Origin of the sequence: Sulfitobacter sp. W074 (assembly GCF_025142275.1) — a bacterium.
Classification (GTDB): domain Bacteria; phylum Pseudomonadota; class Alphaproteobacteria; order Rhodobacterales; family Rhodobacteraceae; genus Sulfitobacter; species Sulfitobacter profundi.
Map to the genome: position 1 here is coordinate 842,292 of NZ_CP081130.1, position 21,870 is coordinate 864,161.

Annotated in this window: 20 protein-coding genes; 13 read left to right on the forward strand and 7 right to left on the reverse strand. The window is 62.6% G+C overall.

The genetic code is table 11. The annotated features are described in order from the left end of the window. Nucleotides 1-32: 32 nt before the first annotated feature. The 9 genes from K3762_RS04060 (at nucleotide 33) to K3762_RS04100 (ending at nucleotide 12,093) form a co-directional block, all read left to right on the forward strand. Nucleotides 33-2,273, forward strand: a complete 2,241-nt coding sequence (locus tag K3762_RS04060; RefSeq protein WP_067630892.1) for a TRAP transporter permease — start codon at nucleotides 33-35, stop codon at nucleotides 2,271-2,273. A gap of 110 nt (nucleotides 2,274-2,383) precedes the next feature. After that, a complete protein-coding gene (locus K3762_RS04065) occupies nucleotides 2,384-3,295 on the forward strand; it encodes an AEC family transporter (RefSeq protein WP_132444971.1) in 912 nt (303 codons plus the stop codon). 118 nt (nucleotides 3,296-3,413) lie between these two features. Continuing rightward, the gene (locus tag K3762_RS04070; RefSeq protein WP_120350395.1) at nucleotides 3,414-4,004 is read left to right on the forward strand and encodes a TetR/AcrR family transcriptional regulator; all 591 of its coding nucleotides are present in this window, start codon (nucleotides 3,414-3,416) and stop codon (nucleotides 4,002-4,004) included. Nucleotides 4,005-4,006: 2 nt separating this feature from the next. After that, nucleotides 4,007-5,086, forward strand: coding sequence for an efflux RND transporter periplasmic adaptor subunit (locus K3762_RS04075; RefSeq protein ID WP_132444973.1), 1,080 nt, complete (start codon nucleotides 4,007-4,009; stop codon nucleotides 5,084-5,086). A 4-nt stretch (nucleotides 5,087-5,090) separates the two neighbouring features. Further along, entirely contained in the window at nucleotides 5,091-8,141 is a 3,051-nt protein-coding gene (locus tag K3762_RS04080; RefSeq protein ID WP_260011691.1) for an efflux RND transporter permease subunit, read from the forward strand. 190 nt (nucleotides 8,142-8,331) lie between these two features. After that, the gene (locus tag K3762_RS04085) at nucleotides 8,332-9,246 is read left to right on the forward strand and encodes an ABC transporter substrate-binding protein (protein ID WP_132444977.1); all 915 of its coding nucleotides are present in this window, start codon (nucleotides 8,332-8,334) and stop codon (nucleotides 9,244-9,246) included. 17 nt (nucleotides 9,247-9,263) lie between these two features. Further along, on the forward strand, nucleotides 9,264-10,430 hold the full coding sequence (locus tag K3762_RS04090; RefSeq protein WP_132444979.1) for an ABC transporter permease: 1,167 nt from the start codon (nucleotides 9,264-9,266) through the stop codon (nucleotides 10,428-10,430). Beyond that, nucleotides 10,427-11,362, forward strand: coding sequence for an ABC transporter ATP-binding protein (locus K3762_RS04095; RefSeq protein WP_067935691.1), 936 nt, complete (start codon nucleotides 10,427-10,429; stop codon nucleotides 11,360-11,362). Before K3762_RS04090 ends, K3762_RS04095 begins: the two co-directional genes overlap by 4 nt. Beyond that, nucleotides 11,359-12,093, forward strand: coding sequence for an ABC transporter permease (locus tag K3762_RS04100; protein ID WP_132444981.1), 735 nt, complete (start codon nucleotides 11,359-11,361; stop codon nucleotides 12,091-12,093). Before K3762_RS04095 ends, K3762_RS04100 begins: the two co-directional genes overlap by 4 nt. Before the next feature lie 3 nt (nucleotides 12,094-12,096). On the opposite strand, the gene K3762_RS04105 is transcribed toward K3762_RS04100, so the two are convergent. The 3 genes from K3762_RS04105 to K3762_RS04115 form a co-directional block, all read right to left on the reverse strand. Beyond that, entirely contained in the window at nucleotides 12,097-12,792 is a 696-nt protein-coding gene (locus K3762_RS04105) for a haloacid dehalogenase type II (RefSeq protein WP_132444983.1), read from the reverse strand. Between the two features lie 72 nt (nucleotides 12,793-12,864). Further along, nucleotides 12,865-14,169 carry an FAD-binding oxidoreductase gene (locus K3762_RS04110; RefSeq protein WP_132444985.1) on the reverse strand — a complete coding sequence of 435 codons (1,305 nt, stop codon included), beginning with the start codon at nucleotides 14,167-14,169 and terminating at the stop codon, nucleotides 12,865-12,867. Further along, nucleotides 14,169-15,518, reverse strand: a complete 1,350-nt coding sequence (locus K3762_RS04115) for a glutamine synthetase family protein (RefSeq protein WP_132444987.1) — start codon at nucleotides 15,516-15,518, stop codon at nucleotides 14,169-14,171. The genes K3762_RS04110 and K3762_RS04115 overlap by 1 nt, the downstream gene beginning before the upstream one ends. A gap of 124 nt (nucleotides 15,519-15,642) precedes the next feature. On the opposite strand from K3762_RS04115, the gene K3762_RS04120 reads away from it, so the two are divergent. From K3762_RS04120 to K3762_RS04130, 3 genes are all read left to right on the forward strand, one after another. After that, nucleotides 15,643-16,359 carry a GntR family transcriptional regulator gene (locus tag K3762_RS04120; protein ID WP_132444989.1) on the forward strand — a complete coding sequence of 239 codons (717 nt, stop codon included), beginning with the start codon at nucleotides 15,643-15,645 and terminating at the stop codon, nucleotides 16,357-16,359. 98 nt (nucleotides 16,360-16,457) lie between these two features. Then, complete coding sequence (locus K3762_RS04125) at nucleotides 16,458-17,540, forward strand: alpha/beta hydrolase (RefSeq protein WP_165935572.1); 1,083 nt, start codon at nucleotides 16,458-16,460, stop codon at nucleotides 17,538-17,540. Nucleotides 17,541-17,633: 93 nt separating this feature from the next. Then, nucleotides 17,634-18,551, forward strand: a complete 918-nt coding sequence (locus K3762_RS04130) for an MYG1 family protein (protein ID WP_132444993.1) — start codon at nucleotides 17,634-17,636, stop codon at nucleotides 18,549-18,551. Nucleotides 18,552-18,581: 30 nt separating this feature from the next. Here the strand turns inward: K3762_RS04130 and K3762_RS04135 are convergent, their stop codons facing one another. The 4 genes from K3762_RS04135 to motA all read right to left on the reverse strand — a co-directional run bounded on the left by K3762_RS04135 (nucleotide 18,582) and on the right by motA (nucleotide 20,639). Then, on the reverse strand, nucleotides 18,582-18,920 hold the full coding sequence (locus tag K3762_RS04135) for a hypothetical protein (RefSeq protein WP_260011702.1): 339 nt from the start codon (nucleotides 18,918-18,920) through the stop codon (nucleotides 18,582-18,584). Nucleotides 18,921-19,096: 176 nt separating this feature from the next. Then, a complete protein-coding gene (locus K3762_RS04140) occupies nucleotides 19,097-19,522 on the reverse strand; it encodes a hypothetical protein (protein ID WP_067629259.1) in 426 nt (141 codons plus the stop codon). Continuing rightward, the gene (locus K3762_RS04145) at nucleotides 19,519-19,776 is read right to left on the reverse strand and encodes a hypothetical protein (protein WP_120350408.1); all 258 of its coding nucleotides are present in this window, start codon (nucleotides 19,774-19,776) and stop codon (nucleotides 19,519-19,521) included. The genes K3762_RS04140 and K3762_RS04145 overlap by 4 nt, the downstream gene beginning before the upstream one ends. Then, on the reverse strand, nucleotides 19,773-20,639 hold the full coding sequence (gene motA, locus K3762_RS04150) for a flagellar motor stator protein MotA (RefSeq protein WP_120350409.1): 867 nt from the start codon (nucleotides 20,637-20,639) through the stop codon (nucleotides 19,773-19,775). The genes K3762_RS04145 and motA overlap by 4 nt, the downstream gene beginning before the upstream one ends. Nucleotides 20,640-20,732: 93 nt before the next feature. Here motA and K3762_RS04155 point away from each other — a divergent pair, with 93 nt between their 5' ends. Then, nucleotides 20,733-21,833, forward strand: a complete 1,101-nt coding sequence (locus K3762_RS04155) for a hypothetical protein (RefSeq protein ID WP_120350410.1) — start codon at nucleotides 20,733-20,735, stop codon at nucleotides 21,831-21,833. Nucleotides 21,834-21,870: the final 37 nt, after the last annotated feature.

Sequence of the window (21,870 nt, forward strand, 5' to 3'; positions counted from 1 at the left end):
ATCCCGCGCAGATATCGGGAAAGGAAGCCTCCATGACAGACCAGCATAGCGCCGACCCTCAGGGCCCGATTGTCGCCGAAGGGGTCGATGACGAACCGGTAGAAAGCAACCGCCGCATATTCACCGGGCGCACCTATCTGGTCGTCGCGGCGATGTCGGCGATCTATGCCTTCTTCCACATGGCGGCACTCAACGGCATGTCGATCGGTGAGCTGACCGGCATCCGCCTCCCGCTGTTGCCGACCTTCCCGATGGAGACGTGGAACTTCCGCATCGTGCACATTGCGGGCGCGCTGATCCTTGGCTTCACCCTCTATTCCGCGCGGGGCTTTGTCGACGAAGGCACCGGGCAGGGCCGCCACCCGCTGGATTTCGTGGCATGGGCTGCGATGATCCCGGCGCTTTATTCGATTTGGACTGCCTGGGGCATCGCCAGCCAGATCAACTCCGGGGTGCAGTGGAACGGCATGAGCCCCGAGTTCAAGAACCTTGAAATTTACCACTACGGTCTGCCGCTGGTGGGCGCGACGGCCATCGGCATCGTCGTCGGTTGGCTGCGGGGCCGTGAGCGGGGGCAGGTTTCGCCTGCGGATCTGTTGCTGTCGGTCTGTGGCATCGCCGTGGCGATCTATCTGATCACCATGTACAGCACCTTGATGCGCAACTCGACGGGCACGCCCTTCGCGCCCATCGGTATCTCCATCGCCGCTGTCGCAGGCACCGCGTTGATCATGGAACTAACGCGCCGCGTGGCGGGGCTGGCACTGATCGTGATCTCAGGCATCTTCCTCATCTATGTCTTTGTGGGGGACATGCTGCCGGGCTTCCTGAATGCGCCCAACATCCAGTGGACGCGGTTCTTTAGCCAAGTCTACACCGATGCCGGCATCCTTGGGCCGACCACGGCGGTGTCTTCGACCTATATCATCCTGTTCATCATCTTCGCGGCCTTCCTTCAGGCCTCGAAAGTGGGCGACTATTTCGTCAACTTCGCCTTTGCCGCCGCTGGCCGTTCGCGCGGCGGTCCGGCCAAGGTTGCGATCTTTGCCTCGGGCCTCATGGGCATGATCAACGGCACCTCGGCGGGCAATGTGGTGGCGACAGGCTCGCTGACCATTCCGCTGATGAAGAAAGTCGGCTACCCGGCCCGCACCGCCGGCGCGGTCGAAGCCGCCGCCTCGACCGGTGGGCAGATCATGCCGCCGATCATGGGCGCAGGTGCCTTTATCATGGCCGAGATCACGGGCATCCCTTACACCGACATCGCCGTCGCCGCGATCATCCCGGCGGTGCTTTACTTCGTGTCGATCTACTTCATGGTGGATTTCGAAGCGGCCAAGCTGGGCATGCGCGGCATGCGCTCCGAAGAACTGCCCAAGCTCAAGGACATGCTGCGCCGGGTGTTCCTGTTCATCCCGATCATCATCCTGATCTATGCGCTGTTCATGGGCTATTCGATCATCCGCGCGGGCACGCTGGCGACGGCGGCGGCGGCGGTTGTCTCGTGGTTCACCCCCTTCCGTATGGGGCTGCGCAGCATTGTCAAAGCCTTTGACCTTGCCGGGATCATGTCGATCCAGATCATCGCGGTCTGTGCCTGTGCCGGTATCATCGTTGGCGTCATCAGCCTGACCGGCGTTGGCGCGCGTTTCTCTTCGGTACTCTTGGGGTTGGCCGAGGCGAGCCAGTTCCTCGCGCTGTTCTTCGCCATGTGCATCGCGATCCTGCTGGGGATGGGCATGCCCACCACGGCGGCCTATGCGGTGGCGGCCTCGGTCGTGGCACCGGGTCTGGTGCAACTGGGTATTCCGCTGCTGACGGCACACTTCTTTGTCTTCTACTTCGCTGTCGTCTCGGCCATCACGCCCCCCGTGGCGCTGGCCAGTTATGCAGCAGCGGGGATATCGGGCGCCAACCCGATGGAGACCTCGGTGGCGTCGTTCAAGATCGGCATCTCGGCCTTCATCGTGCCCTTCATGTTCTTCTACAACGGCGCGATCTTGATGGACGGCACATGGTTCGAGGTGATCCGCGCAGGCATCACGGCGATCTTTGGGGTCTATCTGCTGTCTTCGGGGATGCAGGGCTGGTTTGCGGGCAGCAGGGCCGCGTGGTTCATCCGGTTGGGTCTGATCCTTGCCGCGCTGTGCATGATCGCGGGCGGTTTGGTGACCGACCTCATCGGCATCGCGGTAGCGGCGTTGATCTTTGCCATCCAGTGGAAGTTCCGCCCCGCGCCCGACGCGCAGATTGCCGTGCACGGCAGCGACTGATCCACGCCCCGGCCCTTCGGGGCCGGGGTGCCCTCAATTGAGGCAGCGGCCCCTGTTGCATCCGGGCCAAGCGCCGCCTACGGTCCGCGCGATCCTTCCGGGCGGTTAATATGTTCACTATCTTTCTGGCCATCGCGCCGGTCTTTGCGCTGATCCTCATGGGCTATGGCCTGCGGCGGGGCGGCATCCCCTCAACCAAATTCTGGAACCTGAATGACCGGCTGGTCTATTGGGTGCTGATGCCCGCGTTGTTCTTTGCCAAGATCTCGGCGGCGGACCTCAGCGGGGGCTTGGGCGATTATGCCCTGCTGCTCTATGCCGGGTTCTTTGCAGCGATCTTTTGCGGGTGGCTCTTTGGGCGGGCCTATGCCGCGCCGCAGGGCAGTTCGCTGATGCAGGGAAGTGCGCGGTTCAACACATTTATCGGCCTTGCGATTGCCGAGGCCGTCTTTGGCACCGCGGGGCTACAGATCGCCGTTCTGGGCTCGGCGCTGCTGGTGCCGGTGGTGAATGTGACGGTGGTGACGCTGATGACCCGGCAATTGGGCGGCGGTGGCAAGTCTATCCTCAAAGGCTTGGTCAAGAACCCGCTGATCCTTGGCATCCTTGCGGGGGTGCTTTTCAACTTTGCGAGTCTCCACGAAGTACCCGTTCTGCATGAAAGCGCGCGGATCTTGGGCGATGCGGCCCTGCCGATCATGCTGCTTTGCGTGGGGGCCAATCTGCGACTGCGGGGGCTTTCTGGGTCTGTCTCGGTCATCGGGCTCTCGATCATCGGCAAACATCTGGTGAACCCGCTGGCGGTGCTGCTGGCGGCGCTGGTGTTGACCCCTGCGCCACTGACCCTGCAAATCGCGCTGATCTTCGCGGCCCTGCCGACCGGGGTGGCAAGCTATACGCTGGCGCGTGAGATGCGGGGCGATGCGCCACTGATGGCGGCCATCATCACCACGCAGACATTACTGAGCTTTTTCACTCTGCCGCTCACGCTCTATCTGGGAAGCCTGATTTCCGCGCCCTAGGCCCGGACCATGTGTGAAACGCGAATGTGATCTGCGCCTGCCGCATGGCCAAGTATTTACAGGTTGACATATTCGGTCCAACTGTCCAATTGCCCTTGACGACAGCCAAGGAGCCCGCATGACCGAACTTGAAAAGACCGTGCTTGACGCTGCGTTGCATGTCTTTTCCCGCTATGGGGTCAAGCGCACCAGCATGGGCGATCTGTGCGAAGAGGCCGGTGTCTCGCGCCAGACGCTCTACAACCGGTTTCGCAACAAAGATGACATTCTGCGCGGGCTGATCGCACGCTACACCGAATTGGCACTGCAAGAGATCGCCGAAGAGATGCCCAATGCACCCGATCTGGGGGCACAGCTGGACCTGATCTTTGACCGGATGGCGGTGCGCGGCTATGACACCATGCAGGCGATGCCCAACGCGCAGGATTTCATCGCCGGAGCCAATGCGGTCAGCCAAGAGGCGCTGCAATGTTCCGCAGGGCGTTTCCGTGGCGTTATCGCCGAGGTGTTGCAGCCCCATGAGGCGGCGCTCACCCGCAATGGCCTGACCGTCGAGGCACTTGCCGATTTTATCCAGCGTTCCGCCAAAGCCGCCGGCATGCATGCGCTGGACCGTGACCATTTTCTCGCGCAGCTGCGCACCCTCAAACAACTTAGTCTGACCGCCGCCCTTGGGCCCGTGCCGGATGCTATTCATAAGGAAGACTGACCATGGCCAAGTGGCTTGTTAAGACGATGCGCGGTTCGGGCGCAGGGCGGCTATTGGGATTTGCGCTGGCCTTGGCCGGCGGCGTGGCCGCGCCGATGGCCACGGCCGCCGAAATCCCGGTGGTCAAGCTGCAGACGGTCAAAGTCAGCGATGCCGAGATGGAGCGCGTGTTCTTCGGCAAGGTGGTTGCACGTGAAACCGTGGACCTTGCCTTTCAGGTCGGCGGCCAGATTGAGCAATTTTCGGTCGAAGAGGGGGCCACGGTCAGCAAGGATTCAATCGTCGCTCGAATGGATCTAGAGCCGTTTGAACTGGCGCTAGAGCAAGCGCAGGCCAATGACGCGCAGGCCCGCCGGACCATGGAACGCTATCAGAAATTGGCGGGGTCTTCGGTGGCCGAGGTCAATCTGCAAGACGCCGAAACCGCCGTGACGGTGAATGATATCGCCGTGCGCAATGCCGAGCGTGATCTTGAGAATGCCACCCTGCACGCGCCGTTCGATGCGATCGTGGCCTCGCGCTTGGTGCCCAACTACTCGACCGTCAGCGCGGGCACGCCGGTGGTGCGTCTGCATGACATGTCTGAGCTTCGCGTCGAAATTGACGTGCCCGAAACCCTGTTCCTCCGCGCAGGGCGCGATCCGAACGTTCGGTTCATGGCCAAATTCCCGGCGAACGCCAATAGCTACCCGATGCAGATTCGCGAATACAACGCCGAGACGGCGGATGTCGGCCAGACCTACAGCATCACCCTTGGCGCGGACTTGCCCGAGGATTTCTTGCCGCTGCCCGGCGCTTCGGTTGAGGTGCGCGCCACGCTGAACATCGGCGGGTCGAGCATCATCGTCCCCGATTCCGCCATCGTGGTGGGCAATGACCGCGGCACCTATGTCATGGTCTTTGACCCCACCGGCGCACGCGAGGGCACGGTCGCCCGCACGGCGGTTGAGATCACCCCCACCGCGCGCGGCGATGTCAAAGTCGAGACGGGGCTTTCGGATGGGCAAGAGATCGTGGTGAGCGGCGCAAGCCAGCTTGAAGACGGTGCCGCCGTGCGCCGCTTCGTCGGCTTTGGAGACTGAGCGCATGGATATCGCACGTCTGTCGATCAACCGCCCGATCTATACTTGGATCATCATGCTGATCTGTCTTTTGGGCGGCATCTGGGGCTTTGCAACCCTTGGCCGCCTCGAAGACCCGGCTTTTACCATTAAAACCGCCGTGGTCGTGACCCAATACCCCGGTGCCTCTGCCGAGGAAGTGGCGCTAGAGGTCACCGAACCGCTGGAATCGCAAATCCAGAAGATGTCCGAGATCAAGGACATTCAATCCATGAACCAGCCCGGTTTGTCGTGGATCACGGTCAATATGCAGGACACCTTTGACGGGTCCGAACTGCCGGAAATCTGGACCAAACTGCGCAACCGCGTGAACGAGGCCGCCATGCCGAGCGGGGCGACCCAGCCCTATGTGAACGACGGTTTCGGCGACGTTTACGGGCTTTACTACGCCGTCACCGCCGAGGGCTACTCCGATGCCGAGGTGAACGAGCTGTCCACCTATCTGCGGCGCGAATTGCTGCTGGTCGATGGCGTGTCGGATGTGGCGCTCTCGGGCGTGCCTAATGAGGTGATTTATGTCGAGCCGCAGCTTGCGCTGAGCACCACGCTTGGCATCCCACCCACGGCAATCGTCGGCGCGGTATCCAGCGCCAATGAGATCGTCGACGGGGGCGCCATTCAAGACGCAGATGGGCGCACTTTGATCCAGCGGCCCGAAGGCTCTGACAGCGTGTCCGAAATTGCGGCGCTGTCGGTGGGGGTTGGCGGTCAGGTCATCAACCTTGCCGATGTGACCAATATCTACCGCACCCGCGAAGCCGACCCTGATTTGGTGATCCGCCACAATGGGCAGGAGGCCTTTACCGTCGGTGTGGCCGGGATCGCGACCGAGAACATCGTCGACATCGGCAAACGGGTCGACGACAAGCTCGCGCAGCTGCGCGAAACGCTGCCCTTGGGCATCTCGATTGAATCGATCTACCGCCAGCACACGGTCGTCGAAGAGGCGTCAAACGCCTTTTTGCTAAACCTTGCCATGTCCGTTGCCATCGTGGTGGCCGTGCTGGCCGTCTTCATGGGCTGGCGCGCGGCGATCGTGGTGGGCTCCACCTTGCTGCTGACGGTGGTGGGGACGCTCTTTTTCATGGCGCTCGGCGCGATTGAAATGGAGCGTATCTCGCTCGGGGCGTTGATCATCGCGATGGGGATGCTTGTCGACAACGCCATCGTTGTGGCCGAGGGGATGCAAATCTCGATGCAGCAGGGCAAAAGCTCTCGAGATGCGGCGACCGAGGCGGCAAGCAAGACACAGATCCCGCTTCTGGGGGCGACGGTCATTGGGATCATGGCCTTTGCCGGGATCGGGCTAAGCCCCGATGCGACGGGTGAATTCCTGTTCTCACTCTTTGCCGTTATCGCGATCTCGCTGCTGCTCTCTTGGCTCTTGGCCATCACCGCGACGCCGCTTTTGGGGCATTACTTTTTCAAACGCGGGGCCGAAGGCGGGGCTGGCGGCTATGACGGGGCGATCTTCAAAGGCTATGCTGCCGTGCTGCGCGCCTCGCTCAAGCTGCGTTGGCTGGTGATCGTGGCGCTGATTGCCGGGACGGCGGTGTGCTATGCCCTCTTTGGGCAGATCAAGCAGCAGTTCTTCCCCGACAGCAACACACCGCTGTACTTCGTGCATTACAAACTGCCGCAGGGGTCGTCGATCCACCAGACCTCCAACGATCTGGCCGTGCTCGAAGACTGGCTGGTCGCGCGGGACAATGTTGAGGACGTGACCTCTTACGCAGGGCAGGGGGCGGCGCGTTTCATGCTGACCTATCAGGCCGAAGACCCCAACCCCAGCTATGGGCATCTGATCGTTCGGGTCGCCTCGCTTGACGTGATCCAAAATGAGATGGAGGCGCTGGAGGCATTCGCCATCGATGCGGTCCCGCAAGGAGAGTTCCGAGCCAAGCGTCTGGCTTTCGGCCCCGGCGGCGGTGCCCCGATTGAGGTGCGTTTCTCGGGTCGCAATCCGAATGTGCTGCGCGAACTGGCGGATGAGGCCATGGCGCGGATGCAGGCGGCATCGGACAATATCATCACCCCGCGGCAGGATTGGCGCGAGCGTGAATTGGTGCTGCGTCCGATCTATGCCGAGGAACGTGCACAGGACGCGGGCATCTCTCGGACCGAGATCACGGAGACCCTGAAGTTCGCCACCGAAGGCACCAGCGGCGGCACCTTCCGCGAGCGGGATCGTCAGATCCCCATCGTGATCCGCGCCCCGCAGGATGCCGATCTGGCGCTGACCGATCATGTGATCTATGCGCAAAACACCAACGCGCTGATCCCGATGGAGCAGGTAATCGACGGTTTCCGCTTCGAGCCGCAGGACACGCTGCTCTACCGCCGCGACCGGGCCGATGTGATCACCGTGGGGGCCGATATCCCGCGCGGTGTCACGGCGGCACAGGTGCAGGCCGAGGTACAGGAAACCATCGAAGCGATGGAAATCCCCGAAGGCTATGCCATGGAATGGGGCGGCGAGTTGGAAAGCGCGGGCGAAGCGCAGGCCGCTTTGGGCAAACAGTTGCCCTTCAGTATTATCATCATGGTGCTGATCTCGGTCCTGCTGTTCAACGCGCTGAAACAGCCGATCATCATTTGGCTTTTGGTGCCGATGGCGGTGAACGGCGTCAGCCTTGCGCTGCTCGGGACGGGGTTGCCGTTTACCTTCACCGCGCTTCTGGGGCTGTTGTCGCTCTCGGGGATGTTGATCAAGAATGGCATCGTGCTGGTGGAAGAAATCGACCTTACCCGTGCTGCCGATCCGACGATAGAATTGAAGGACGCCATCGTGCTTGCATCGACCTCACGTTTGCGTCCGGTCTTCCTTGCCGCGGCGACGACCATCCTGGGGATGCTGCCGCTGTTGTCGGATGCCTTCTTTCAGTCCATGGCGGCAACGATCATGGGCGGGCTGGCCTTTGCCTCGGTCTTGACCCTGATTGCGGCACCGGTGCTCTACTTCATCTTCTTCAAACGCAGCGCCGCGCGGGAAGCTGAGGCTGCGCGCGCGGCCTAGCGGGGTGTGTCGCAGCAATACGAAGGGCGCGCCCGGTCACTCCGGGCGCGCCCTTGGGCGTACCCGCGGGTGGTAAAAATTCCGCGCCACCGTGCAATCCTTCCTTGGTTTCGCAAAAATGCCAGCTACCTTACCATTTTCAAACGGCGCGTCGCCGTGTCTGGCCATTGTTTCAAGGAGTTCTCCGCCCATGGGTCCCCGCATTCTTTCTACCGCTGCCGCCGCTGGTCTTGCCGCCGCTCTGGCCTCTGCCGCCTCTGCCGAGATCACCGTTTCGTCCAAGATCGACACCGAAGGCGGTCTCTTGGGCAATGTCATCGCACTGGCGCTCGAAGATGCGGGCCTGCCGGTTGAACGCCGTCTGCAACTGGGCGGCACACAGGTGGTGCGCGAAGCGATCCTGTCCGATCAGATCGACATTTACCCCGAATACACCGGCAACGCGGCCTTCTTCTTTAACGAAGCGGAAAGCGATGTCTGGAAAGATGCGGCCAAGGCCCATGCCCGCGCCAAGGAATTGGACGGCGGTCAGAATAACGTCACATGGCTCGATTCCGCCCCGGCCAACAACACTTGGGCCATCGCCGTGACCGGCCCGCTGGCCGAGGAAAACAACCTCACCACCATGTCCGATTTCGGCGCATGGGTGGCCGAGGGCGGTGAGGTGAAGCTTGCCGCCTCGACCGAGTTCGTGTCCTCCCCGGCCGTGCTGCCCGCGATGCAAGAGACCTATGGTTTCTCGTTGACCCAAGACCAGACCGTGATCCTGTCGGGCGGTGACACGGCGGCGACCATTCAGGCGGCGGCGCGTGGCACATCGGGCGTGAACGCGGCGATGGTCTATGGCACCGATGGCGGTGTCGGTGCGACCGGCCTTGTGGTGATGGAAGACGACAAGGGCGTGCAGCCTGTTTATGAGCCCGCGCCAATCGTCCGCGCCGAGGTGCTGGAGGAATACCCCCAGATCGCCGAGGTGCTGAACCCGATCTTCGCCGGGCTCGACATGGCGACACTGCAAAAGCTTAACGGTCGCATTCAGGTCGGCGGGGAGCCAGCCGAGGCGGTGGCCCGCGCTTATCTGACCGAGACCGGGGTGCTGGACTGATCTCCGCCACGCGGACATTGACCGGCCCCGGCGCAGGGTTTTCTGCGCCGGGGCTTTTGTTCGCCGTGCTGGGCGCGGTGGCGCTGTTGACCCCCTTCATGACGCTGGCGGCCAACCGCATCGTCGCGGGCGAGGGGGTGATGGCATGGCGCGTGGCCAGCTTTCCCGTGGTGCTGCCCGGCCTTGCCGCGATTGGCGCAGGGCTGGTCATGGGGCTGCCTGCGGGTCGCAATAGCCTGCGTATCGGCGGCGCGGTTTTGGGGTTGGGCGGGCTGCTTTGGCTGCTGACCCAAGGCGCGTCTGGCCAGCTGGCCGGGGCGGGTGAATATGCGCGTGTGTCACCTTCGGTAGGGTTTTGGTGTCTGCTGGTTGTTTTCATGTTGCTCATGGCCGATGCGCTGGCCGCGATGGCACCGGGGCCGCTGATGCGCGGCGGCGTTCTGGCGGCGGTGCTCGCGGTGCTGGGCGCGATCTTGTGGTCGGGCGCGCTGTCTGATCTGTCGGTCATGCAGGAATACGCCAGCCGTGCGGATGCTTTCGGGCGGGAATTCTTGCGTCATCTCGGGCTGGCCTTCGGCTCGCTTGCCGCCGCAGCGGTAATTGGCTTCCCGCTTGGGGTGCTGTGCCACCGCCTTGCCAGTCTGCGCGGTGCCACCTTGCCGGTGCTGAGTTTTTTGCAAACCATCCCTTCGCTTGCCATGTTCGGCTTGATGATCCCGATCCTCGGCTGGGTTGGGGCGAACTTGCCCGGCGCGCGGGCGCTTGGCATTGCGGGCATCGGCTTTGCGCCCGCCTTTCTCGCACTGGTGCTTTATTCGCTGCTGCCCGTGGTCGGCAACACGGTTGCGGGGCTCGCATCCGCCCCGCCTGCGGCGCTTGAGGCCGCGCGAGGCATGGGGATGACGCCGCTGCAGCGTCTGTTGCGGGTAGAGTTGCCGCTGGGCTTGCCGATCATCCTGACCGGGCTGCGCATTGTATTGGTGCAGAACATCGGGCTGGCGGTCATCGCCGGGCTGATCGGCGGCGGCGGGTTCGGCACGTTCGTCTTCCAAGGGCTGAACCAGACCGCGACAGATCTGATCCTGCTGGGTGCTTTGCCGACGGTGGTGCTGGCGCTTACGGCGGCCATCGTGATGGACATATTGGTCGAACTGACCCGCAAGACCCCAAAGGAAAGCACATGATCGAGATCGACCGCATCACCAAGACCTATGGCGATATCCGAGCGGTAGATTCCGTGTCTATGACGGTTGAGACGGGAACCATCACGGTGATCGTCGGCACCTCTGGGTCAGGGAAAACGACGCTTTTGCGGATGATCAACCGGCTAGAGGAGCCGACCTCGGGGGAGGTACGGATCAACGGGGAGTCCACCCTTTCGGTCAAGCCGCATATCCTGCGGCGGCGGATTGGATATGCCATCCAAGGGCACGGGCTGTTTCCGCACCATACGGTGGGGCGCAACATCGGCGCGGTGCCGCAACTGCTGGGCTGGCCGCGCGACAAGATCGCGGCGCGGGTGGATGAACTGCTGGCGCTATTCTCGATGGACCCTGCGCAATTCCGCGACCGCTATCCGGCGGAACTGTCGGGCGGGCAGCAACAGCGTGTCGGTGTGGCGCGGGCCTTGGCCTCGCGGCCCGATCTTTTGTTGATGGACGAACCCTTTGGCGCGCTGGACCCGATCATTCGCACCCGCGCGCAAGAAGACCTGCGGCACATCCAGCAGCGGCTTGGCTCGACCATCATGCTGGTGACCCACGACATGGAAGAGGCGATCCGGCTCGGTGACCGGGTGGCGGTGATGGACGGGGGGCATCTGGTGCAGCACGGCACCCCCGCCGAGATCATCGCCGATCCTGCGACGGATTTCGTCGCGGATATGGTCGGCGATGTGGAGCGGCCCTTGCGCCTGCTCTCTCTGATCCCCGTGGCTGATTTGGTCGAAGAAGGCACCGCCGAGGGCATACCGCTGGCTGCCGACGCCAGCCTGCGCGACGCGCTCTCGGCCTGTCTGTGGTCGGGGCGTGGGGCGGTGCCGGTCGCGAGAGATGGCGTGCCATTGGGCCGCGTGACGCTGGATGCGATCCGCGCGCGGGCCGGACAGCACGCATGAGGATCGGGTGGATCCTGCGGCCCTTTTTGGTGGCAGTATTGCTGTCTTTGGTCCTGCGGCCTGAGTGGTTCACGCCGCTGCTTGCGCCCTTGGCGCCGGCAAATGGTCCGGTGATCTACACGCGCGCCTCGCTTTTGTCGCTCTCGCTGAGCCATCTGGCGCTGGTCGCGATGGCCTCGGCTGCGGCGACGGTGGTGGCGGTGACGTTGGCGATCCTTGTGACCCGGCCTGCGGGCGCGGCGTTCCGCCCGCTGTCTCGCACCATCACCAACATGGGGCAGACCTTTCCGCCCGTCGCTGTTCTGGCACTGGCCGTTCCCGCTTTGGGCTTTGGCGCCGGGCCAACGCTGGTGGCGCTCTTTCTTTATGGGCTTCTGCCGATTTTTGAGAACGCGGTGACGGGGCTGACCAATCTGCCGCCCGCAACGATGGAGGCCGCGCGCGGCATCGGGCTGAGCCGTTGGCAACGGCTGTGGCGGGTGGAACTGCCGCTTGCCCTGCCGGTGACGCTGACGGGCATCCGGCTGTCGGTGGTCATCGCACTTGGCACGGCGACCATCGGCTCGACCGTGGCGGCGCGGACCTTGGGTGAGGTGATCATCGCGGGGCTGCTGACGAATAACACCGCTTTCGTTGTGCAAGGCGGGCTGGCGGTGGGGCTGTTTGCGGTGCTGATCTATGACGCGATGGTGCAGCTTGAAACGCGGCTGGCGCGGCGCATGGGCGGCTGAGGCTCAGCCCCCGTTCGCGGCGATGATCTGCTCGGCCAAGTCTACCAGATCGTCCGAGAGGTAATGCGGCTGCGGCACGTTTTCGGCCTCGATCAGGTTGTTGTTGGGGCGGGTCAGGAACGCCCCCTTACAGCCCGCCGCCTGCGCGCCGATGGTGTCCCACAGATGGCAGGCCACCATGCAAAGGTCATCGGTCTGTAGGTCCAATGCATCGGCCACCATCTGGTAGGTCGCCGGATGTGGTTTGAACTTTGCCACCTCATCAACGCTAAAGCTGCGGTCGAAGAAGTCAGCGATGCCAGCTTTCTCTAACGGTGTCGGCGCGGGAGAGGGGGGTGAATTGGTCAGCGTGACCAGCCGGAAACCTGCCTCGCGCAGCTTGCGCAGGGCGGGGGCGACATCCGGATGGGCGGGCATGGAGCCGATGAGAGATTTTAACTCGGCCACGTCCTCATCACTGATCGTCACGCCCTTGTTTGCGCCGACCATCTGCAAGACACCCCCCGCCAGCGCACCGAAGGGGGCATAGCGTCCCGAGAGGGTCATGGTCTGGGAATAGAGGATCAACTCGGCAAACCATTCGCGCAGGACCGAGGCGTCGCCGAACACCCGCGCGAACAGCGGCTCAAGCGTCGTGATGTCGAGCAGGGTTTCGTTCACGTCGAAGACGATTGTAGAGACGGGCTTTTGATCGGGCATGGGGGTCCTTCCTGTCACGGCGGGCGATGCGCCCGGTCATTGTGAAGAAACCCCCAGCCCTGTCAAAAGGTTTCAGACCCCCAAGCGGTCGCGCAGCCCGTACCACCATGAACCCATCACCGAATAGGGCACGCGCAACATGCGCCCGCCGGGGAAGGGGAACCACGGCACATTGGCGAAGACATCAAAGCGGGTGAGGTCGCCGTCGATCGCCTCCGAAAGGATGCGCCCGAAGGTATGCGATCCGGTCACGCCGTGGCCGCTGTATCCGTGCGCGAAATAGGTGTTGTCTCCGATCCGGCCCATCTGCGGAACACGGCTGAAGGACAGGGCAAAATTGCCGCTCCAGGCATAGTCGATCTTCACGTCTTTGAGTTGGGGGAAGACCTTGTCCATGTTTCGCTTCAGCTTGGCTTTGATGTCGCGCGGGTCTGCGCCGCCATAGACGGTGCCGCCCCCGAAAAGCATGCGTTTGTCACCCGACAGACGGTAGTAGTCGAGGATATAGCGGATGTCCTCGACGCAGGCGTCGGTGGGAAGCAGCGCGTGGGCTTGTGCCTCGCTCAGCGGTTCGGTTGCCATGACTTGGGTCGAGACGGGCATCACGCGCGGGGTCAGCGTGGGCACCACATGCCCAAGGTAGGCATTGCCGCAGAGCACCAGCGTCTTGCAGGTCATCGTGCCCCTGGCGGTTCTGACCACGGGGCGTGGGGCGTCGTGATCGACATCCGTCACGGGGGACATCTCATAGATCGTGCCGCCGTTTTTCTCAAACGCTGCCGCCTCACCGAGGGCGAGGTTGAGCGGGTGCATATGGCCGCCCGAATGATCGATCAGCCCGCCTTCATAGAGGTCGGAATTGATGTGGGCGCGCAACTGGTCCTTGTCCAGCATCTCTTGATTGTCGATGCCGTAGCTTTGCCAGAGCTTCTGCCGCTCTTCCAACTCGCGCATATGCGCAGGCGTGAGCCCGGTGAAGATGTTCTTTTCCTTGAGGTCGCATTTGATGTCATAGGTGCGGACCCGCTCGCGGATGATCTCGCCACCCTCTTGCACCAACCCGGCCACGAAGGTTGCCGTGTCCTGACCGTAGCGGCGCTTGATCGTTTGCAGGCTGGCGTTGAGCCCGTTGACGATCTGCCCGCCATTGCGGCCCGAGGCCCCCCAGCCCACGCGCGCGCCTTCGATGATGGCGACCTTATAGCCCTTTTCGGCCAGATGCAGACCCGTCGACAGGCCGCTATAACCCGCGCCGACGATGCAAACGTCGATGTCGTGATCGCCCCGCAATTCTGGGCGCTCAGGCGAGGGATTGGCCGAGGCCGCGTAGTAGCTTGACGTATGGCTGCCGTCACCGGCGTAGGGGGGACGAGACATCAGACGATCTCCAGATAGGTATCATATTCGAAATGGGTCACTTGCCGCGCGAATTTGCGCAGCTCTTGGGTCTTGCATTCGACCATCATGGTCTGCAACCGCGATGAGAAAATGCCGGGAACATCCGGCCCTTTGCGGAAGGCATCAATCGCCGTGGCCCAGTCGAGCGGCAGGTTGTCGAGCTTCATCGTATAGGCGTCGCCAGTGATCGGGGCGACGGGCTGCATGTCTTGCTCGATCCCCAAAAGCGCGCCGCCCAAGATGCTGGTCAGCACCAGATAGGGGTTCGCATCGGCCCCGGCGACGCGGTGTTCGATGCGCCGTGCCTTGACATCTCCGCCGGGGATGCGGATCGCGGCGGTGCGGTTCTCGTAGCCCCACGCGACATTGGTCGGCGCATGGGCACCCGGCAGCAAGCGGCGATAGGAGTTTTCATGCGGCGCGAAGGTCAGCGTGTTTTGCTGCATCGTTGCCAGCAGACCGGCCACGGCGTTGAGCATCAGGGCCGTGCCCTCATCCCCGCCATTGTCAAAGACGTTAACGCCGTTTTCATCCACCAGCGAGAAATGCACGTGAAAACCGCTGCCCGCCAGATCGCCATAGGGTTTGGCCATGAAGGTTGCTGCAAAGCCATGTTTGCGGGCGATGCCGCGCACCAGCCTTTTGAACAGCACCGCGTCATCAGCCGCGCGCAGCGGGTCATCCACATGGCGCATGTTGATTTCGAACTGGCCCGCCCCGTTTTCCGAGATCGCCGCATCCGCCGGGATGCCCTGCAATTCGCAGGCGTCATAGACCTCGTTCAGGAACTCATCGAAGTGCTGCAACTCGTCCAGCGACAGTGCGCCGTCGGAATCCAGCCGCTTGCCGGTCACCGGAGAGCAGGGCGCCTGCGGGTGATCCTCGGACGGGTCGACAAGGTAGAACTCCAACTCGGTCGCCACTACCGGTGTCAGACCGCGTGCTTTGAACTTAGCTGCCACTTCGGCCAGCGCGCGGCGCGGATCGCCGGGGAAGGGGGCGCCGTTTTCCTGACGCATCCAGAGCATCGCAAGCGCGGTCGGGCGCGAGGTCCATGTGATGGGCATCAAGGGGCGGCCCGTGAAATCACAAAGGCCATCGGAATCCCCGGTCTCAAACACCAGTTCGCTGTTTTCGACATCTTCGCCCCAGATATCCATGCCAACGATGGACAGGGGCATGCGCAGCCCGCCTTCGACAACCTTGGAGACTTGATCCGCTGGCACCCGCTTGCCGCGCATGGTGCCGTTAAGGTCGCAGACACAGGCAAAGATGGATTCGATTTCGGGATGTTGCGCCAGCCACGCTTCGGCTTTGCTCTGAGACATGGGGTTCCTTTCGATATCGAACCTGAAAATGTGATACCATTTAGGGAAACGTCATACCACTATTCGCTTGTCTGTCAATCGCCCCGGAGCGTATGGTCAGCGGCGAAAGACCAAAGGCGGCCCGATGACCGACACCGAAAACGACGCGCTCAACATTCCCGAAATCCCTGAGATTCCGGGCGGGACGACGCAGGAATATGTCTATGAGCGGCTGCGCAATGCGATCATGCTTGGCGCGATCACGCCCGGCACCTCGCTGACCATGCGCGGCATTGCAGAGCGTCTTGGCCTCAGCCCGACCCCGGTGCGCGAAGCAGTGCGGCGGCTGAGTTCGGAACACGCCATCCAGATCAAGGACAACCGCCGCCTGACCGTGCCGCTGATGACCTCTGACCGGTTCGAGGAACTGGTCGCCCTGCGCATCGCGGTCGAGACCCACGCCGCCCTGCGCGCCTTGCCCTATATCTCGGACATCGTGATCGACAGGCTGACCGAGATTGACGGCAGCATGGATCGGTTTGTGGCGGAACGGGACTCGGACCAACTGACGCTGCAGAACCAAGCCTTTCACCGGATGCTGTATTCGGTGAACCCGGCGCAGGCGTCTTTGCCGATGATCGAAAGCATCTGGCTGCAACTCGGCCCCTTTCAGCGGCAGGTCATCACTGAGGTGGCGGAATACTATCAGATTGACCGACATAAAGAGGTGTTGGCGGCACTTTCCGCACGCGATGGCGCAGCGCTGAGCGCGGCGATTGCCAATGACATCGTCGACGGTGTGCTCGACACGGGCCGCAAGCTGCTGGCGGCAGAGGCGGGCGGGGAAGCGGGCCAGATCTAGGTCCAGAGCGGCGTCTGGCCTTTGATCTATGAATTCCTTGGGTGATCAGGCTAGAACTGCGCCGAACGATGCGGGAACGATGGGGGCTGGGGCGCGACATGCAAAGACATAGCATCGGGGGCGGGGGGGTACAGTCGCTCTGCGCGGTTTTGGTCGTCCTGCTGTCGGCCTGCGCGCCGCGCCCCGGCGGAGAGACTTTGACCGTCGTGCCGGCAGACGGCTCCGCGCGGTCTTTGGCGATCACCGTGGCCTCTACCCGGGGCCGCGACGCGCAGTCGGGGCATTATACCGATGACCGCGCCCGTGGGCTCAATTATGAGCGGTTTACCATCGCCATCCCGCCAAATCATGAGGCCAGCAAGATCGAATGGCCTGACGAAGACCCCGACCCGAGCCGCAGCTTTGCGGTGACGGCGCGTGATCCCCTGCGCGGGCTAGATATCCGCCGATCAGGGCGGGCGCGGCAGGATGTGATGGTCTTTGTCCATGGCTACAACCAGACCTTTCCCGAATCGCTGTTCCGTTTGGCGCAGGTGGCGGCAGACGGGCATCTGCCCGAACAGCCGATCCTGTTTGCTTGGCCCTCTGCCGGAACAGTGGTGGGCTATGTCGCCGACAAAGACGCAGCGGCCTATTCGCGCGATGAACTGGTCGCCATGCTCGGTACCCTCGCCGCTGATCCCGATGTGGGGGAGATCACACTTTTCGGGCACAGCATGGGCGGCTGGCTGGTGGCCGAGGCGCTGCGGCAATTGCGCCTGTCGGGGCAAGATGAGGTGATCGCACGGCTGAGCGATGTCGTGCTTGCGGCACCCGACATTGACGTGGATGTCTTTCGCAAACAGATTGAGGTGATCGGGCCACTTGATCCACCCATGGCCATCCTCGTCGCGCCGGATGATCGGGCGCTGCGCATCTCGGCGGGTCTTGCCGGGGCGCGGCCTCGGATCGGGCGGACCAACGCCAGCACGCCTGCGGTGCAGGCGCTGGCCAAACGCTATGGTGTTTTGCTGGTCGATATCTCGGCCATTGGCGCGGTGGATGGCACCCATCACAACCGCTTTGCGTCTCTCGTGCAGTTGATGCCGGAAGGGGGCGATAGGCTGGCGGAGGCCCGGGCACAGGTCGGTGCCTTCATCCTTGATCCCGTCTCGGCCACGCTGGTCGCGCTGTCGCGCTAAGGCGGGCGGCTTGCACTTGGCCCGCGCCGCGCAGTATGGGGGCGCGAGCCACCACCAAAGACCGATTTCCCCAGCCCGAGCGGAGCCAGCCCCATGACCATCACCCATCTCGTCACCCATTCGGGCGGCTTTCACGCGGATGAGCTTTTGTCCTCCGTCATTCTGACGCGGCTCTACCCGGAAGCGACGCTGCTGCGCAGCCGTGACGCCCAGTGGATCACGCCGGGCGCGGGGCGGATCATCTATGACGTAGGCCGCGATTATGACGCCGAGGCGTTGATCTTTGACCACCACCAGCGCCCCGGCCCGCTGCGCGAAGATGGCCAGCCTTTCAGCTCTTTCGGGCTGATTTGGCAGCACTATGGCCGCGACTATCTGCGCAGCTTTGACCTGCCCGAGGCGGACCTTGAGGATATTCACCGCAGCTTCGACCAAGGTTTCGTGCTGCCGGTTGACCTGATCGACAATGGCGCGCTTGAGCCGTCGGTGGCGGGGCCGCTGGCGGGCATGACCCTGCCGGTGCTGTTGGAGACACTGAAACCCGTTTTCGATGAACGGGGCGAGGGTGCCGACGACCGCGCGTTCATGGCCGCTTTACCAGTTGCCCGCGCCTTTGTCGAAGCCGCGATCAAAGGCAAGGCCGCCAAACGCCGGGCCGAGTCGATGGTGATGCAGGCCATTGAGGCGGCAGGCAGCGGGCGCGTGTTGGAACTGCCGACGGGCATGCCCTTCCGCTCGGCGGTGGAAAAGGCCGGAGCGGACCATTTGCTTTTCGTTGTGCACCCGCGTGGGGACGATTGGGCTCTGACCACGATCCGCAAAAGCGGCGATGGTTTTGAGGCCCGCGCCGATCTGCCCGAAGCTTGGGCCGGGCTAACGGATGCCGAATTGGAGGCTGCAAGCGGAGTGCCGGGGGCAAAATTCTGCCACAACGCGCGCTTCATCGCCGTGGCGGCAACCCGAGAGGCAGCGCTGCGCATGGCCGAACTGGCGGTTGCGGAAGCCAGCTAAGGCCGAGGCCCCAAAGGGCCCCGGCAGGGGTCACATATAGGCGTCGGAGGTCAGGAAAAACATCGTTTCGCTGACCTGTATCTCATGGGCGAAAGTCCATGTTGGCGCGTGGCGCTGGTAGCGGTCGGAGGCCATGAGCGCGCGAAAGCCCTCTGCGGTCCCCGGCCCCCATGCACCGTTGATGGCCCCCGTGTAATAGCCTTCGTGTTTCAAGCTGTCTTGCACCATGCGGCGCGCGCCCAGATCGCGGCTCTGGAACAGGACCTGCACCTCGGCAAGGGTCACCTCCGCCGATTGCGCGTAGAGCGGGCTGACACGCAATGACGCAGCACCGATAGCGGCGGCGGTGAAAAAACCTCTTCGCTTCATCGTAATTCCTCTCAAACTATACCGAAGCCGAAATACAAACTCATCGGCCTCGGCGCCCCTCCCCGGGGCGGCATATACAATGCGGTTTTGATGGAATCGAATTGCGGTTTTTTCTTGTCCGATATTCGCTATTTAGGGGAATTTTCGGAAATAGTTCCCGTAAATGGGTAGACCCGCTAGCGCTGATCGTCGAGCCAGATCGACAGGAATCCTTCGGCTTGGGCAGCCGTTTCGGCTTCTTGCAAAGCCTGCTTGCGGGCCTCGGCGCGGCGGTTGCGGATCAGGTCAATGCGCTTGGCCTCGGCGAAGAGCCCGTTCAGCCTGTCGTGGATGCCCGCGCTATCGGCGCGCAGCCGCTCGGCCTCGGCCTCTTTGCGGTGGATCGTTTCCGAGACGTTGCGGATGAAGGCCGAGACCACGCGCGTCGATTCCACGGCATCGGGGTCGCCACGGTCATTGAGCTGCTCCATCAGGCTGTGGCGTTCGTTTTCGATCTGGGTCAGGGCGCGGTTCACCTCGGCCATCTCCAGCGCCACATTTTCCATCTCGAAGCGTTTGAGCCGCGACAATACGGCCAGCCCGTCGCCGCGCCGCGGTTTCACGGCTTGGCGCCCTGCGACAGGACAATGAGCCGCTCGCGCATCCGTTCCAGCACCTCAGGATCAAGCAGCGGCAGTCCCGCCATCGGGGGAACATGGCCGATCACCCCGTGCCGACGCATGGAATTGGGCAGGCGGGCTTCTGCTTCGGCGGCCTTGTCGACCTTTTCTGCGCCCTTTTCGTCGTCCGTGCTGGCAGCCAGCCCCGGCCCGGCAAGAAGCGCGACGAGCGCGATCAGGGGCAGGGCGCGCATCATACCGCGGGCAGTTCGCGCTGCGAGGCCTCCACGGCGGAGAAGTTCGGCTGTTTCGTCGTGGGGATGTTGCCGCGGCCCAATTCGATGCAGATGCCGGGGGGGTGGCCCGCCACGATGGCCACGATCACGTCGCGGATCACGGTATATATCGCGCCGTCTTCCTCTTCGATCTGCTCCAACCGGCCCGCGATGGGCTGCACCATGCAGTAGGCAAGGAAGACCCCAAGGAAGGTGCCCACCAAGGCCCCGCCGATCATCGCGCCAAGGATCTCTGGCGGCTTGTCGATTGAGGACATGGTTTTGATTACCCCCAGCACCGCCGCGACGATGCCGATGGCGGGCAGCCCGTCGGCCATGCTCTGGATCGCGCTGGCAGAGACGAGCGATTCATGGTGGTGCTTCTTGATCTTGCGGTTCAACACGTCTTCCATTTGAAAACGGTCGTCGAATTGCATCGACATCATGCGGAAGCTGTCGGCGATGAGGTCGGTCAGAAAATGGTCTTTCATCAGCTTGGGGTAGCGTTGAAAGATCGGGCTGGCCTCGGGGTTTTCGATATGCTCGTCCATCGCGACAATGCCCTTGGTCTTATAAAGGCGCGCCAGCTCGAACATCAGCGCCAGCAGATCGTTGTAATCCGCCGCCTTCCAACGCGGCCCCTTGATCACGCGCATCACGCCGACCAGCGATGACTTCACCACCGAGAAGGAGTTGGCGATCACGAAAGCCCCGAGAGAGGCGCCGCCGATCATCATGCCTTCATAAGGAAGGGCGTGCAGGACGATGTCCATATTGCCCCCTGACAGCATGAAGCCGCCAAAGACCAGACCGAAGACCATTACAAGACCAAGCAAGAGTGTCATTGCTGCACACGCCTCCAAAAAGAAACTATTCTTACTTTATCCTTGAGTGAATGGGTCTATACAAGTATTATCTAGGAAAGAACTTGGGTTTCTATGATGAATAGTGGTTTTTCGGTCAAAGAAGAGTTGAGGAATGATGTCGACGCTCTGCAAGAGCCCGACGCCTTCGCCTATTTCGTCGACCCCTCTGAGCTTTCGGTGCTCGTGCAGGGCTGGCCCGAAGAGATGCGGCTGCTGCTTTGCATGGATGCGGGTGGCCTTTGTGAGTTCGTGGTCTTTCACAATGACGAAGAGCACGCGGTTTTCGACCGGGTTGCGGATATCCTTGATCGTCCCGTGGGCAGCTTTGCCGTCAGCCCTGAAGTTGAGGGGCATCCCTGCCGTAGGTTGTTGTTTTCTGAGGAAAACGCGCTGTTGAAGGCAATTCAGGAAAGCAAAACACTGGAAGAAACAGCGGCGGATTACCTGATCAACTACAACTTCGCCCGCGAAGAGGGCTTGGATTTCGACGAGCTGATGCGCCAGCGCCCCGAGTTGGAGCAGTTCCAGCGCGTCAGCACCAACAAGATCTTTCCTATCGGCACCCGCAAGCGCCGCAAGCTGCGCACGGGCCCGCCCGAAGGTTATATGCCCTCCGCCGAGGTGCAGCCGGGTGAGTGTTTCTACGTGCGCCTTGAAATGTGGCTCGCCGGGGGGCGGATGCGAATCGCGGCCAGCCCGGAAAAGCCGCTGCCCATGGTGCCGACCTTGGTGCGTGACATTGCGTTCCGTGACGATTTTGCATCGGTCTATATCCCCCGCGACACGCTCGCGGCGGAGTGGCGGCCCAAGGATAACATGGTGATCGACATCCCGGCCGAGCTTTTCCCCGCCGGATTCAGCGACAGTTGTGAGCGGCGCGAAGTGAAGGTCGCGGTCATGCCCCGCGGTATCTTTGTCGAATTCGGCGCACCGATTGACGTGCCCCCGGCACCCGAGCCTGAGTTGCTCGACCCCGCGACGTTGACGCCGCAGCCGCCCGCACCACGCAAGAGCCTGTGGAAGTCGCTGCATATCCCGCTGATCGCGGTGGCAGGGCTGGGGGTGACCGGTCTGTTCAGCACGATCATCGCGCAGACGACGGGGAATGACGTGGTTCCTGATCCGGCCCCGAAAAGCGCGATTTTCAAAACCGTCGCGCAGATGGAGCCGTGATGCATTCTGCACAATATGGCGGAAAAGTGCTTGCCAA

Bases quoted from the DNA above. Each gene is read 5' to 3' on its own strand.
- K3762_RS04060 (WP_067630892.1), top strand. From the start codon at position 33: ATGACAGACCAGCATAGCGCCGACCCTCAGGGCCCGATTGTCGCCGAA.
- K3762_RS04065 (WP_132444971.1), top strand. From the start codon at position 2,384: ATGTTCACTATCTTTCTGGCCATCGCGCCGGTCTTTGCGCTGATCCTC.
- K3762_RS04070 (WP_120350395.1), top strand. From the start codon at position 3,414: ATGACCGAACTTGAAAAGACCGTGCTTGACGCTGCGTTGCATGTCTTT.
- K3762_RS04075 (WP_132444973.1), top strand. From the start codon at position 4,007: ATGGCCAAGTGGCTTGTTAAGACGATGCGCGGTTCGGGCGCAGGGCGG.
- K3762_RS04080 (WP_260011691.1), top strand. From the start codon at position 5,091: ATGGATATCGCACGTCTGTCGATCAACCGCCCGATCTATACTTGGATC.
- K3762_RS04085 (WP_132444977.1), top strand. From the start codon at position 8,332: ATGGGTCCCCGCATTCTTTCTACCGCTGCCGCCGCTGGTCTTGCCGCC.
- K3762_RS04095 (WP_067935691.1), top strand. From the start codon at position 10,427: ATGATCGAGATCGACCGCATCACCAAGACCTATGGCGATATCCGAGCG.
- K3762_RS04100 (WP_132444981.1), top strand. From the start codon at position 11,359: ATGAGGATCGGGTGGATCCTGCGGCCCTTTTTGGTGGCAGTATTGCTG.
- K3762_RS04105 (WP_132444983.1), bottom strand. From the start codon at position 12,792: ATGCCCGATCAAAAGCCCGTCTCTACAATCGTCTTCGACGTGAACGAA.
- K3762_RS04110 (WP_132444985.1), bottom strand. From the start codon at position 14,169: ATGTCTCGTCCCCCCTACGCCGGTGACGGCAGCCATACGTCAAGCTAC.
- K3762_RS04115 (WP_132444987.1), bottom strand. From the start codon at position 15,518: ATGTCTCAGAGCAAAGCCGAAGCGTGGCTGGCGCAACATCCCGAAATC.
- K3762_RS04120 (WP_132444989.1), top strand. From the start codon at position 15,643: ATGACCGACACCGAAAACGACGCGCTCAACATTCCCGAAATCCCTGAG.
- K3762_RS04125 (WP_165935572.1), top strand. From the start codon at position 16,458: ATGCAAAGACATAGCATCGGGGGCGGGGGGGTACAGTCGCTCTGCGCG.
- K3762_RS04130 (WP_132444993.1), top strand. From the start codon at position 17,634: ATGACCATCACCCATCTCGTCACCCATTCGGGCGGCTTTCACGCGGAT.
- K3762_RS04135 (WP_260011702.1), bottom strand. From the start codon at position 18,920: ATGAAGCGAAGAGGTTTTTTCACCGCCGCCGCTATCGGTGCTGCGTCA.
- K3762_RS04145 (WP_120350408.1), bottom strand. From the start codon at position 19,776: ATGATGCGCGCCCTGCCCCTGATCGCGCTCGTCGCGCTTCTTGCCGGG.
- motA (WP_120350409.1), bottom strand. From the start codon at position 20,639: ATGACACTCTTGCTTGGTCTTGTAATGGTCTTCGGTCTGGTCTTTGGC.
- K3762_RS04155 (WP_120350410.1), top strand. From the start codon at position 20,733: ATGATGAATAGTGGTTTTTCGGTCAAAGAAGAGTTGAGGAATGATGTC.